General features: G+C 44.3%; 9 protein-coding genes. 8 read left to right on the top strand and 1 reads right to left on the bottom strand.

Features of this window, described 5'->3' with window-relative positions; all coding sequences use genetic code 11:
* Positions 1-227 precede the first annotated feature (227 nt).
* From nirB to NST94_RS21325, 3 genes are read left to right on the top strand one after another with little or no spacing between them, the layout of a single operon-like run.
* Positions 228-2651, top strand: coding sequence for a nitrite reductase large subunit NirB (gene nirB / locus NST94_RS21335; RefSeq protein WP_339281232.1), 2424 nt, complete (start codon positions 228-230; stop codon positions 2649-2651).
* A gap of 32 nt (positions 2652-2683) precedes the next feature.
* On the top strand, positions 2684-3004 hold the full coding sequence (gene nirD / locus NST94_RS21330; RefSeq protein ID WP_076193069.1) for a nitrite reductase small subunit NirD: 321 nt from the start codon (positions 2684-2686) through the stop codon (positions 3002-3004).
* Positions 3005-3056: 52 nt separating this feature from the next.
* A complete protein-coding gene (locus NST94_RS21325; protein ID WP_339281231.1) occupies positions 3057-3848 on the top strand; it encodes a formate/nitrite transporter family protein in 792 nt (263 codons plus the stop codon).
* 179 nt (positions 3849-4027) lie between these two features.
* Here the strand turns inward: NST94_RS21325 and NST94_RS21320 are convergent, their stop codons facing one another.
* A complete protein-coding gene (locus NST94_RS21320) occupies positions 4028-4753 on the bottom strand; it encodes a Crp/Fnr family transcriptional regulator (RefSeq protein ID WP_036682945.1) in 726 nt (241 codons plus the stop codon).
* A gap of 422 nt (positions 4754-5175) precedes the next feature.
* Between NST94_RS21320 and NST94_RS21315 the strand changes: the two genes are divergently transcribed.
* The 5 genes from NST94_RS21315 (at position 5176) to NST94_RS21295 (ending at position 15083) form a co-directional block, all read left to right on the top strand.
* A complete protein-coding gene (locus tag NST94_RS21315; protein WP_248548406.1) occupies positions 5176-7482 on the top strand; it encodes a glycosyl hydrolase family 65 protein in 2307 nt (768 codons plus the stop codon).
* Complete coding sequence (locus NST94_RS21310; RefSeq protein ID WP_339281230.1) at positions 7479-9761, top strand: glycosyl hydrolase family 65 protein; 2283 nt, start codon at positions 7479-7481, stop codon at positions 9759-9761. The genes NST94_RS21315 and NST94_RS21310 overlap by 4 nt, the downstream gene beginning before the upstream one ends.
* A gap of 32 nt (positions 9762-9793) precedes the next feature.
* Positions 9794-10432 (top strand): beta-phosphoglucomutase, encoded by a 639-nt coding sequence (gene pgmB / locus NST94_RS21305; protein ID WP_076193075.1) that lies wholly within the window; start codon positions 9794-9796, stop codon positions 10430-10432.
* Positions 10433-11941: 1509 nt separating this feature from the next.
* Entirely contained in the window at positions 11942-13735 is a 1794-nt protein-coding gene (locus NST94_RS21300; protein WP_076193077.1) for a histidine kinase, read from the top strand.
* Between the two features lie 19 nt (positions 13736-13754).
* Complete coding sequence (locus tag NST94_RS21295) at positions 13755-15083, top strand: response regulator (RefSeq protein WP_076134518.1); 1329 nt, start codon at positions 13755-13757, stop codon at positions 15081-15083.
* Positions 15084-15092: the final 9 nt, after the last annotated feature.

The following is a 15092-nucleotide window of genomic DNA, read 5'->3' as shown; positions in this document are numbered from 1 at the left end:
AAGTACATAAATGCCAGATCAACGGTTGCTCAGAACCCGTGATCTGGCTTTTTTTATTGGGAGTTATAACCTAATAAAGTTGCCTTACTTTTATGTGAAAACATTCACATTTAATGTGACTGTAATCACAATCTCTCTTAAATTTTGAAATGTATAATTCCATTATGTAGAAGAGAAGTTGAAGCAAAGTTCAACAAGAACGGATAAGAATGAGGAGGCACCTAACCATGGCAGCGAAGAGAGAAAAATTAGTATTAATAGGCAACGGTATGGCAGGCATAGGTACGCTAGAGCAGATATTGAAGCTAGGTGGAGCTTATGACATTACGGTCTTTGGAAGCGAACCTCATCCCAATTATAATCGGATCATGTTGTCCTATGTTCTCGAAGGTAGCAAAACCATCAACGATATCATCCTAAACGACTGGAATTGGTATGAAGATAACAACATTACCTTGCATACAGCAACAACAGTTACACGAATTGACGAGCATTCTAAGCAAGTAATTGCGGATAACGGTATGGCTGTTTCTTACGATAAAGTGATTATTGCAACGGGTTCGAATTCATTTATTTTACCTGTACCTGGTTGTGATAAGGAAGGCGTAGTGGGTTTCCGGGATATTGCAGATTGTGATGCGATGCTGGCTGCGGCTAAACAATACAACAAAGCAGCGGTAATCGGCGGGGGCTTACTTGGTTTGGAAGCGGCAAAGGGTCTTGTGAACCTTGGCATGGACGTTACTGTAGTGCATCTGATGGAAGATCTAATGGAGCGCCAGCTGGATCGTAATGCCTCTTCTATGTTGCAAGCTGAGCTAGAGCGTCAAGGCGTGAAATTTGCCATGGGCAAACAAACAGTAGAATTGACCGGGGAACAGAGAGTAAGTGGATTACAATTTAGTGATGGCACTTCACTTGCGGCTGATTTTGTAGTTATGGCTGTAGGCATCAAACCGAATATAACTGTGGCAAAAGAAAGCGGAATTGCCGTTAATCGTGGGATTGTAGTGGACGATTATTTGCAGACCTCTATGCAAAATGTATATTCCATTGGCGAATGTGCCGAACATCGCGGAGTTTGTTACGGATTAGTAGCGCCGCTCTTTGAGCAGGGGATGGTTCTAGCTAAACATCTCTGCGGAAGCGATACAAACCCATATGAAGGTTCTGTTGTCTCCACCAAATTAAAAATTTCCGGAGTGGATGTATTTTCTGCAGGTGAGTTTATGGATTCTCCTGAACATACTGTAATCTCAAGCAAAGATGAATGGAAGCGAACCTATAAGAAAATTCTGCTCAAAGACAATGTCATTGTTGGTGCAGTCCTGTTCGGGGATGTGACAGAGTCGGCTAACCTGCAAAAGTTAGTAAAACAAGGCGCTGTAATGACCGATGAAATTTATACAGAGGTTATGGGTACGGGCTGCTGCGGAAGTGGAGCCAAAAAGAGCACATCCGTAGAAGCGATGGCGGACGAAGAAATCGTTTGTGGCTGTAACGGGGTTACGAAAAAAGCGATTGTGGATGCGGTCATAGAAAATGGTTTTACTACTGTGGACGAAATAAAAGCATGTACAGGAGCGACGCGCTCTTGCGGAGGTTGTAAACCGGTTGTAGAACAAATTTTACAATTTGTCCTGGGTGATAGTTTTGAGCAGTCTGCCAAGCAAGGAATTTGTAGCTGCACAACGCTTAGCCGGGATGAGATTGTTGCTGAGATTACAGCTAAAGGTCTTAGTACTACTAAAGAGGTTATGCATGTACTGGGTTGGAAACAAGAGGAAGGCTGCTCTAAATGCCGTCCGGCGATTAACTATTATCTGGGGATGATAAATCCGGATACACATCAAGACGAGAAGGAATCACGCTTTGTTAATGAACGTATGGGAGCCAATATTCAGAAAGACGGAACCTATACCGTTATTCCACGCATGTACGGCGGGGTAACGACACCGGAGGATTTGAAGAAAATCGCTGATGTCTCCCTTAAATATGATGTAAAAGTTGTGAAGGTGACGGGTGGGCAACGCCTGGATCTAATCGGGGTGAAAAAAGAGGATCTGCCGAAAGTATGGGAAGAGCTCGATATGCCATCAGGTTATGGTTATGCCAAGTCGCTACGTACCGTTAAGACTTGTGTGGGTTCACAGTTCTGCCGTTTCGGCACACAGGATTCGCTGGGAATGGGCGCGCTCATAGAACGTAAGTATGAACGTCTTGATTTTCCTGCCAAGTTTAAAATAGCTGTCAACGGCTGCCCGCGTAACTGTGCGGAATCCTGTACGAAGGATATTGGCATCGTCGGTAATGATGGCGGTTGGGAAGTGTTTATCGGTGGTAACGGTGGGATCAAGCCACGAATCGCTGACTCCTTCTGCAAAATAAAGACCGATGAAGAGTTGATCGAAGTGTGCTCCTCTGTGATGCAATATTACCGTGAGACCGGCAATTATTTGGAGAGAACCTCCGAGTGGGTTGAGCGTATGGGACTTGAGCAGATTCAAATGGTCATTTTGAATAATGAAGATAACCGCAAGGAGCTGGCCGCACGGATTGACTTTGCTCTGACTCAGGTTACGGATCCTTGGAAAAAAATGCTCAATGACAGCAGCACTCGTACTGCGCTTTTTGAAGAAACAAGAGTCTAACGGATATAACACACACAGAAGGGGAGAGACCAATGAATAAGACCACACAAACGTATGCAATAGGATCAGTACAGGATTTCCTGCTGCAAATTGGCCGCGTAGTGATTGCTGGAAATATTGAACTGGCTGTGTTCCGTGCCTCTGACGGAGCCATCTATGCAGTAGAGAATCGCAGTCCTCATCCTAAGGGGGGCCCGCTTGCTGAAGGGATCGTGTCAGGTCACTATCTGTACGATCCACTCTACGATTGGAAAATCGATCTGCGCACGGGTGAGGTGCAGGCACCAGACCAAGGTAGTGTGGTGACTTATCCAGTCACACTGGACGGAGAGAAAGTTACAGTGAGCGTGTAGACACCGAAGAGTGTAGTAATAGATTTAATAGAAAACGGTGGGGTGGAGTATTATGTTTACGCAAAGTGTGGAGAGCATCGTAGAGACGGCAGTCAGTAAGCGGGACAAAATGAATGAAAGCTTGCCAAGATATTTTCTAGCAGCCCTATTGGCAGGTGCTTATGTAGGCATTGGAATTATCCTTATTTTCTCCCTAGGAGCACCACTGGCAGCTGCCAAATCTCCTTTCCAACCGCTTATTATGGGCACATCCTTCGGCATCGCCCTGACGCTTGTAGTATTTGCAGGCTCAGAGCTGTTTACCGGGAATAATATGTTTTTTACTGTAAGTACACTGGCAGGCAGAACCAGTATCTGGGATACCGTTAAGAACTGGATTCTTGTATTCATCGGGAATGTGGTAGGTGCAGTGATTTTAGCACTTTTAATTCGTGGGACTGGGTTGTTCAGTGCTGCGCCGCCGGAGCATTTGATTTTTACAGCCGCTGCTAAAAAAATGAGTCTCCCGTTCTCCGAGCTGTTTTTTCGTGGAATCCTGTGTAACTGGCTGGTCTGTTTATCGCTATGGATGTCCTCACGCGCTAAAAGTGAATCTGCTAAGCTAATTTTAATCTGGTGGTGTCTGTTTGCCTTTATCGCAAGTGGATATGAGCATAGTGTGGCTAATATGACTCTGCTTAGTGTTGCTGTGTTGCTTCCAAATCATCCGGAAACCATTACGATAGCTGGATGGCTGCATAATATGATCCCTGTAACTTTGGGGAATATCATTGGTGGAGGCGTATTCGTCGGTATGGCCTATTGGGTGATCTCACCAGTGCGTGGTGCTCGCAACAACCGTTAAGATCCATTTTTAATTAACTATATTAGAGCTGAACCGATCTTGGGTTTAGCTCTTTTTTTGTTGAATATAAAAAAAAGACACCTGCATTAGGCGCCTTGGACCACTCTATTTTATATTATGCAGAATAATTGGGTCATGTATGTTTCATTGAGGTGAATAGAGGGTATATTATAACGGAATTAGATCCGGCAGATTTCGTTCGGACACAATTCGCAGTGGCAAATTTCTTGCAGCATGCCAAGGTCCTTGATGACAATCATACCGTTCTCATACTCAACAGCATCTTTTTTACGCAGGTCGCTCAGCATCCGGTTAACACTTTCACGAGTGGCACCGATCATGTTGGACAAATCTGTATGCGTAATTTTTTTGTTGATAAGGATATTCTCACCGTCGCTGCTCTTCTCACCGTAGGTGTTGCCAAGACGAATGAGAGTGGAGCAGAGTGCACCTGGTTTGCCGTACATCATTAGATCACGGAATTTAGTTTGGGTGAGACGGTGATGAATACCCATCCATTTCATAAAGTCGATAGCAAAGTCACAATGTTGGCAGATGAGAATTTCTAGATCCTTTTGTTCGATGACGCCAACTTCACTTTCTTCAATCACTTCGGCTGTAAAGCTATGCTTAGTGCTGAAGAATGGATCTGCTTGACCTACCATATCACCAGCTTGATACATATAAAGAATGAGTTCTTTACCTTCATCAGTAGATTTAGTTAATTTCACACGTCCACGTTTGATATAAAACAATTTATCCGAGTAGTCGCCTTCCCAGAATAGATGTGAACCCTCTGGAACTATGCGCTCTTTCATTGTAACTAGAAGTCTGTTGAAATTCTGTTCGGAGAAACAGTTTGTATTTCCGTGGGCTTCGATAACATTGTAATGTTCTTTTAGCATAATCGACATCCCCTTTATTCCCTCAGTTTTTCAGTAAATTTTAAATTAATTATACCTTGAAAATCCCTCGAATTGGTTATAAAAAATCGTTTAAAAGTGTCGAATTTTCAACATTGTGATAAATTTCACTTCTAAAGTGTTCGATGTAATATTCTTTTTAACTAAAAAAGAGTAAGTGATCTCACGTTTATGATATATGAACAGCGGCTATCCATTATTCTCAAATACTGGGTTAATCGCTGTTTTTTTGCGTCCCCGTTAGATTGTAACATATAACACAGTTGAAATTCATGTTCAAGAAATTAGTTTTATCTCAACTCCGTATAAATGCACACATCTTCATTACGGTCGGACATTGGCTCTACTGCTATGCAGCGATATCCTGAAATTGGAGCAAAAATCAGGAGAAGGAGAAATCATATATGGCAAAAGTAGCAGACAAATATCTTAAGGTTGATCCGTGGGCAATTATTGAAGAGGGCTTTGATCCAGAGCGAAATCGGACTTCGGAATCTATTTTTTCATTGGGTAATGAATATATGGGTGTACGGGGATATGCAGAGGAAGGGTATTCAGGTGACACCCTGCAAGGAAGTTATTTTAATGGATTAAATGAACAATTGGATATTGGCAATCACTACAAAGGGATTATTCGCTCGCTGAGATATATGGTGAATGCAGTGGACTGGCTGTATACACGTCTATCTGTAGATGGTGAACAGCTTGATTTAGCAAAAAGTAACGTAACGGATTATGTGCGTAGGTTGGATCTTCGTAAGGGTACGTATCGGAGAGAGCTAGTCTGGCATCTAAACGATGGCAAGTCGCTAAAAGTAGTCTTTACACGTCTGGTCAGTATGACTATGTCTCATTTGGGGTTGCAGCGGGTGGAATTTGAACCCCTTAATTTCTCGGGGAGCGTGGACATTTGTGCAGGTCTTGATTTCGGCATTATTCATGAAGAACGCGGCGAATGTATGTGGAACAATCTCCGCAGCGGAGTAAGTGGAGCGTCCTCTGCTATTATGGCGAGTACAGTGAATACTGGGAATAAGCTGTTCTCAAGCTTTACCTTACAATCCTCGCAGCCGTTACAGCTCACTGCTACTGAGAGTGATAAGTTTATTGGACAAAATTTCACCCTCAACCTTACGAAAGGAGAAGTCTCCTATTTTACCAAACTGGTTATGAACTATTCGGATAGTGATTCTGCCCATACAGCTGAAGAGCTGTGGAGCAAAGGTCTGTCTCTTGCTGAAACCGCAAGCCAATTGACGGATACTCAAATAATCGCTGATCAGACAGCTTATTGGAAGGGCATCTGGGAGACAAGTGATATCCGAATTGAGGGCGATCCTGAGAATCAACAGGGTATTCGTTTCTGTATCTTTCAGCTTTATCAGACCTATCATGGCGACCATCCCGGTTTTAATATTGGCGCCAAAGGGCTGACGGGGGAAGTATATCGTGGGTTGGCTTTTTGGGATACAGAATCCTATTGCTTACCGTTCTATATGTTCAATAATCCAAAAGCTGCCCGGAGCTTATTGGAATTCAGATATAAAACATTGCCACAGGCTATGCAGCGCGCTAAAGAAGTGGATTGTGAGGGAGCCTGCTATCCTATTGCTACTATAGATGGAACAGAAAGCTGTGATCTCTGGCAGCACTCTAATCTTCAGCTTCATGTAGGGACTGCTGTTTCTTATGGCATTTGGCATTATGTCAAAAATACCGGTGATAAAAGCTTCCTGCTTAGTAAAGGGGCTGAGATGCTGATTCAGATCAGCAGATTCTATGCTACACGTGGTCAATGGGGGCAACGCAGCGGGGAATATGGTTATTTTGGCGTAATGGGTCCTGATGAGTTCCAATTGATGGTCAATAACAACTGTTACATTAATCTGATGGCTCAACAATCTTTTGAATACACCCTAGAGACTCTTCGGGAGATGAAAGAACAAGCTCCTGCTGCTTTTGCAGCTGTGGTAGAGAAAACAGAACTTCATGACGAGGAACTCACCGATTGGGAAAATAAGGCGCAGCATATGCGGATTCCGGTTGACGAAGTGACAGGAGTTTATGAAGAGCATGATGGGTTCTTCGATATGCCACATATTGATATTCATTCGATTCCGGTAACAGAATTCCCATTATATTCGAACTGGTCATATGATCGTTTGTATCGCTATGACATGATTAAGCAGCCGGATGTACTTATGTTTATGTTCTTGTACAGCGGACAATTCTCTAAAGAAGCGAAGCTGGCGAACTATGAATACTACGAGCCTAGATGTATTCATGAGTCTTCGCTGTCACCTTCGATCCACTCCATTTTGGCAAGTGAAATTGGCAAACCCGAGGAAGCATATTCGTTTTTTGAATTTGCTACTCGACTGGATTTAGACAACTATAACCGCAATACCCGTGAAGGGCTGCATACTACCTCAATTGCTGCTGCTTGGATGAATATTGTTTACGGCTTTGGCGGAATGCGTTCGGATGGAGCGCGTCTGTCCTTTCAGCCAACCCTGCCAGAACGCTGGGATGAATATAGCTTCCAAGTGTTGTATGAAGGAGTGCTTCTGAGAATTGTGGTCGACAAAAATTCAGTAACAATCACTGCGGTTAATGGTGGAAGTACCGAAATTATAGTGTACGGACAGTCGATTACAGTGGATGCTTCCGGGAAGACGCTTCCGCTAGGCGAAGGGATGCTGGCAGGATGAATTGGACCGTAAAGGATAGTTGTTTTGATAAACAGCTGGTGACGACAAACGGTAACAAATATATGCTAGGCAATGGCTACATGGGATATCGTGGCACACTGGAGGAATTCAGCAAAACCGAGCTAGTAGCTGTCACCCTCGCAGGTCTATATGACAGAGCAGGAGACAAATGGAGAGAACCCGTTAATGCCCCTAATGGATTGTTGACCAAAATTTTCTGTAATGATCAGCTCTTAAGTGTGCTTGACCGTGAACCGGTCGCTCATACTCAGGAGCTAAATATCCGAAATGCCATTCATCATCGGAGCACTGAATTTGCTGTATCTGACGGCGGGACGTTGACGTTTACCGCAGATCGTTTCGTAAGCCTGGATAATCTTCACTTGCTCGTTAGTAAATACTCTATTCGCAGCACACATGACTGCCGTGTAGCCATTGAGACGGGAATTGACGTAGATGTGTGGGATATCAATGGGCCTCATCTCTACGGACAAACGGTGCAATTGAAGGACGAGGTACTGATCTCTTCATCTGTTAGCGGAGAATTGAAGATCCCGGTGGTTGTGGTGGAGAGGGCGGTATTCAGTTTTGGTGAGGAGCTACTGGAAGATGGTGCTGCTGTTCGCCGGATTTCTTTTGATGCCCGTGCGGGTGAGACGTATGAATGGTTTAAGTATGTAGCAGTCTATACTGGACTTGATGCTGATCAGCCGGAGACGGAAGCTGTTAAATCTGTCCATGCTGCTGAGGCGCTGGGTTACGAGGCGTTATTTAAGTCTCACCGTCTGATATGGGATGAGAGATGGTCACACAGTGATGTAATCATCGAAGGTGATGAAGCTGCCCAATTTGCCTTGAGATATAGTATCTATCAGCTGTTAATCATTGCGCCTACAGTTTCGGAGAAGGTGTCTATTCCAGCCCGGGGATTATCGGGTCAGGTATATAAGGGAGCTGTATTTTGGGATACGGAAATGTTTATGTTGCCGTTTTTCCTGCACAGTGATCCTAAGGTAGCGCGGAACTTGATGATGTACCGGATTCATACATTGGATGGTGCTCGCCGTAAGGCAGCGGAATATGGATTTTTGGGCGCATTTTATGCTTGGGAAAGTCAGGATACGGGAGACGATGCCTGTACTTTGTTTAATGTGAATGATGTATTTACAGGCCGGCCGATGCGCACCTATTTCCGCGATAAGCAGGTCCATATCAGTGGTGACGTTGTGCATGGGATCTGGAAATATGTTCAATTCACAGGGGATGAAAGTCTGCTAACTAGTGGAGGAGCAGAGGTGATCTGGGAATGCGCTCGCTTTTTCTACTCTTACGCTTACTATAATTCGGTTAAACAGCGGTTTGAGATTCTGGATGTTACAGGTCCGGATGAATATCATGAGCGTGTGAACAATAATGCTTTTACGAATGCACTGGTTAAAGAGACGCTTGAGATTGCCTTGCGTACGGCAGCCTTGCTGCAAGAGAAGTATCCTGAGGACTACAGTCAATTGTCCGCTCAGTTTAGCTCAGGGCCATTCCTGAAGGAGTTCAAAACGATGCTGGATAGCTTTTATGTTCCACAGCCTGATCCTGCCAGTCTTGTTATTGAACAATTCGACCGGTACCTCACCTTGGAGGATGTAGAACTAACAGAACTGAAATCACGTGTGCTTAATAAAAATGAGTATTTTGGCGGCGGCAATGGCTTAGCTACCACCACAACCATACTTAAACAAGCAGACGTTGTGTTGATGCTGAATTTGTTCAAGCACTCCTTTAGCAAGGAAGTGAAACAAGCGAACTGGGAATTTTACGAACCGCGTACGGAACACGGATCAAGCTTAAGCCCTTGTATTTACGCTTTGGTAGCTGCTGATATTGGTTCACCGGATTGGGGCTATCCGTATTTTATGCGTACGGCTACCGTCGATCTCACCGGCGAATCTAAGCAATATGTAGGGGATCTCTACATCGGAGGGACTCATCCGGCTGCGAATGGTGGTGCTTGGATGGCTGCGGTTCTTGGCTTCGCTGGGTTGGACTACGATGGAGGGGTTGTGCACATCAATCCATCTCTGCCGCAACATTGGCAGTCCGTTCAGCTTCCGGTTACCCTGCGCGGCGATACCATCCAACTGCGGATCAGAAAGGATGAAGTCACTGTGATCACAGCTGCTGATTACAGTGGAGACTTAGTATTCTCGGTGCGAGGCGGAGAAGGCAAGTCTTGCTCCGCAGGTGAGACCCTTCGACTGGCCTTTGACGAAACGGGATTATAAATATTAATACACAACGGAGAGGAAGCAAATCAATGTTGGAAAATATGAAAGGCGCCATCTTTGATCTGGATGGCGTGATCGTAGATACAGCCAAATATCATTATTTGGCGTGGGCGAGTCTTGCAGATGAGCTTGGCTTTAAATTCACGGAGGAGGATAACGAACGACTTAAAGGTGTGAGCCGGATGAGATCACTTGATATCCTGCTGGAAGTGGGTGGCCTGGAATTTAAGGAAGCAGAGAAGCTGGCAATGGCGGAGAAGAAAAACCGCCTGTACGTAGAATACATTTCTCGACTCGAGGAATCGGAGCTGCTGCCTGGAGTGAAAGAATACCTAACAGGATTGAGATCACGTGGGATTGGGATTGCGTTAGGTTCAGCCAGTAAGAACGCTGAGTTTATTTTGAATAAGCTGAACATTACAGACTTATTTGATGCAGTTATTGACGGCAACAAAGTGTCACTAGCCAAACCGGACCCAGAGGTGTTCCTGATCGCGGCTCAGGAGATAGGCTTGCAGCCGGATGAATGTGTTGTGTTTGAAGATGCTGAGGCAGGCGTTCAAGCAGGTAAAGCTGCTGGGATGGAGGTTGTTGGTATCGGCAAACCTGAGGTGCTGAAGGAAGCTGATCTGGTCGTAAAAGGATTGTATGAGCTGCTGACAGACTAAGGCTCTAAATGAACATGGGACCGACTCCAAAGTAGCGGATGACTTTGGGGGCGGTCTTTTTTTGTGCAAAGTCTCTGTATTTAGCTAGCTCAGACTTTCTATCGGACCCCATAGTCGCTATTAGCCATAAATCGGCTCATTTGCGAGCCTATCGGACCCCATAGTCGCTATTGGCTCGAAAAGTCCTCGTATCGCGCATGTTTGGAACGAATAACGCTTCTGGAGTCCGAACCTCTCTGTAAAAGCAGGAATTCGTTCAAATAGCTGCATCTGAGTCCGATAGCTTATCGTGAAAAGAGTGTGTGTGGGAATGCAAAACGCCGAATAAGTAGTAAGTCGCACATTGAGTAATCCAAACGCACAACAAGCAGCAAGTCGCACAGTAAATAATTCAGAAGGCTACTCAAAAAGCTCAACAGTTTATCGGACCTCATAGTCGCTATAAGTAATAATACGGCTCATTTGTGAACCTATCGGACTCCATAGCCGCTATTGGCTCGAAAAGCCCGCGTATCGCGCATGTTTGGAACGAATAACGCCTCTGGAGTCCGAACCTCCCCGTAAAAGCAGGAATTTGTTCAAATAGCTGCATCTGAGTCCGATAACTCATCGTGAAGAGGGTGTGTGTGAATGTAAAATGCCGAATAAGTAGTAAGTCGCACATTGAGTAATCCAAACGCACAACAAGCAGCAAGTCGCACAGTAAATAATTCAGAAGGTTAGTCAAAAAGCTCAACAGTTTATCGGACCGCATAGTCGCTATAAGTAATAATCCGGCTCATTTGCGAACCTATCGGACTCCATAGCCGCTATTGGCTCGAAAAGCCCTCGTATCGCGCATGTTTGGAACGAATAACGCCTCTGGAGTCCGCACCTCCCCGTAAAAGCAGGAATTTGTTCAAATAGCTGCATCTGAGTCCGATAACTCATCGTGAAGAGGGTATGTGGGAATGTAAAACGCCGAATAAGTAGTAAGTCGCACATTAAGCAATCCAACGCCCTACAACGCCACCATCGCACATTAAGCAATCCAACGCCCTACAACGCCACCATCGCACATCAAGCAATCCAGACGCCCAACAGACAAAGTAAATTCATGTATTGAAGTACTTGAGTATTCAAGTGTTCAAGAACATACATCGCACTTCTTCCATTTAGAGTTCATTCCTCCTAGCCCCACGCAGTGTCCTTTACGTCGCCCACCCCTTTTTCTGTTTGCGTTTTTTTAGAGAGGGAGGAAGATCATGGAGAGGAAATTTGGAACTGGAGGAGCGGAAGCGTCCGCCTTTGTCTCCGGATTTTATCCGCCAGTAGCGGTATAAATCAAAAAATCTGGAGACAACAGCGGCCGGAAGTCCAAAGTTTCCTCGTAATGACCCCATGACTCCCTCTATCACAAATCCGCCCAACAGAAAAAACTACATACAAATGAACATAAAAAACTTTAAAATAAACATATGTAAGCGTTTATCACTTTGATATAGTTATTGAACCCGGAGGTGTATCTCGATGTTGTCTAGGCTGATTAGGCCGATTTTGAAGCTAAACGTCAAACAACAGCTTATCCTGCTGTTTCTGATTATGATCTCGCCCATTCTGTTTTTGAACATTTACGGGAATATGAAGGCTGAGCAAATTCTGAAGCGCCATGTGACGAATGCTTATGTAGAGCTGAACAAGCAAAACTTCACCATCATTAACCGAGATATCGATACCGTAAATAAAATTACTACCACTGTAATTCAAAACCCTCTGATTCAGCAGATTAATATGACGGGTTCGGATACCATCCTGGAGCGGGTTAAACGATATGAGACGATAGAGAAGCTGTTGGTCAGTTACTCGCAGGGAGCTGAGCGTGGGGACGGCATCTATTATTCCCTTTATATATACGATCCCGAGGATTATTATTTTTTTGCACCCAATTTCCCGCAGGTTAAGAAGGCGGGGGTATATTTCTTTTCTAAAGCGGAAGAGCCCTATTGGTTCGAGGAGGTTGTCCAGAAAAAGGGTCGCGGATCTCTAAAATTTACAGGGAAGCTAAGTGCACAAGCAGAAAACTTGAAGACTCTTACCTATATGAGAGCTGTCAATAACATCTCCAGAAAAGCTGAGACCATTGGGGTTTTAGTCATTACCAAAATGGACGCAAAAATCGGAGAATCCCTTAAATCCATATCGTTGCCTGATGGTGATATTTACTTAACAGATCTGGATAATCGTGTACTCGCTTCTACTACGAATAATACTGGTGAGATCATTACGCTGCCGGAGACGGTCGTTGCTGAGGATTTGGAAGGAACCGTGGATGTTATTACCTCGGATTTTATTTATGTGGTCAATAATAACCATGCCTTAGGACAGAAGCTAGTCTACAAAATCGCCGTAAAAGCGCTGCTGCAGCAACAAAACGAAATGAAAAGTGTGATTCAATACATAACTGTGGCCTATGCTGTTTTTGGATTAATCATGATTACTTATTTCTGGCGTTCATTAATGACGCCTTTGCAAAAGTTAGCTTTTTTCGTCCGGAAGTTTGAGCCAGGCAATCGTGTCCCTGAGACGCCAAAAAGAGGGAGTAACGATGAGGTCAGTGTGCTGATTGGATCTACCTATGACATGGCCCGCAGGCTAAATGGACTAATTACTTATAAATACCAGATGGAGCTAAAACAGAAGGAATCACAGCTTCAACTGCTCTATCAGCAGATCAATCCGCATTTGCTCTACAACACTTTGGAGAGTATTTACTGGAAAAGCTCGCTGGAAGGTAACGTTGAATCCGCCGAGATGATCAAGGAATTATCCAAGCTTATGAAGATTAGCCTCAGTCGGGGAAGGGAGCTGATTAGCCTTGAAGAAGAGCTGGAGCATGCAACGGCCTACATCAAGCTGCAGCAGCACCGGTATGATTATATATTTCGTGTAGTAATGGAGATTCATCCAGATACGAAAAGAAATCTAATTCCTAAAATTACCCTGCAGCCGTTAATTGAGAATGCTATTATTCATGGTGTCAAAAATATGGGCGAGGATGGGGAAATCATCATTAGTGCAGTTTGTGTGGACGATACCGTCGAGATCACTATTGAAGATAACGGCTATAAGACTGTTGATTATCAGGCCATCGAAGCTGTGCTGAATGACGACAGTCCAAATCCGGCCAGCGGTTACGGGATTCGCAACATTAACCAGCGTATTCATTTACACTTCGGCTCTGATTATGGCATCAGCTATACCCCTCGTAAAGAGGGCGGTACATTGGTGACGGTTAAGCTTCCGAAATCAGAGAATCAGGACTAAGGAAGGGGAGCATACAGATATGTTCAATATATTAGTTGTGGATGACGAACCCTTGATTTGTAAAGGGCTGAGCAATTTATTAGCTTCTTCGGGGTTAAACATAGACCATATTTATACAGCAAACAGTGGTTTTGAAGCGCTGGACTGCATTCGGATGGAGGAAATAGACCTGCTCGTTACTGATATTCAGATGGGCGCAATGAGCGGGATTGATCTAATGCAGCATGCAAAATTGGCCAAACCCTGGGTACAGACCATCGTGATTTCTGCACACGAGACGTTTCAATATGCGCAAATGGCGGTTAGGCTTGGAGCGAAGGATTATTTGATCAAACCTTTGAATAGTGAGCAATTTCTGGATTCGGTGCGAAATGTGCTGCTTAAGATGGGGAAACCATCACCAGAATTGGATATTTTCATGTCAGGAATTAACGAAAGCTTTCGGCTGGAAGAGCCGCTTCCGGAATACAGCAAGTTATTGAATGAGCTGCTCATTGAGCCTGAAGGTGTACTGTGTGATGCAGAACGCTTGCAAAAGCTAGATAACCTGAAGCTGCAAGGGCCGTATTTTTCCGTCTTAAAAATTAAGGTGCCTCTGGCTGGAATGAATCAGGAGAAGCACTACACCCTGCGGGACAGACGGCTTCTTTGTTATGCCGCGCTGAATATCGCCAAAGAGCTGATGGATCAGGAGTGGAACTCGACAGCCTTTTACGCAGAGGATGAAGAGATTACGATCATTATTCAGTGGGATGAAAAAAGCTATGAAGATTCGTCTGCCAGCCAAATTAATAGGCTAGATATCCTTGGCCGTAGTCTTCATTTTAATATTCAAAAATATCTGCACTTAAATGCAGTTATCGGCATCAGCCAGATTCTCAAGGGTCTTTCTTTTATGGCTGTATTGAACCGTCAAGCCTCCAAAGCCATTCTCTGGAATAATGAACACAATGACCATTATGTGTTTTACTACGGGGATTTTAATTGGAACAGCTACACAACCGATCCTTCAGTAGAAGAGCTTCATACACGCAGCAATCTGATTGTAGAGAAAGCGAGAGAGTATATTGACGAGAACTATGCGCAAAAAGGATTAACCATCCATGAAGTGGCTAAGAAAAACCATGTCAGCCCCAATTATTTGAGCTATCTGTTTAAGAAAAATACAGGTTACAACCTGTGGGAATATGTAATTAAGCTGCGGATGGAAGAAAGCCGGGAGATGATTTTGAACACAGATCTTCGCAGATACGAAATCGCCGAGCGTGTAGGTTATGAATCACCGGAGCATTTTAGTAAAATTTTCAAAAAATATTATGGGATTAGCCCCAGTGAATTGAAGAAGTAAAAACACATA

The sequence above is a fragment of the Paenibacillus sp. FSL H8-0282 genome (assembly GCF_037963825.1).
Taxonomy (GTDB): domain Bacteria; phylum Bacillota; class Bacilli; order Paenibacillales; family Paenibacillaceae; genus Paenibacillus_AQ; species Paenibacillus_AQ odorifer.
Note: the sequence above shows the minus strand (reverse complement) of the source record. Positions and strands in the feature narration are given on the sequence as shown.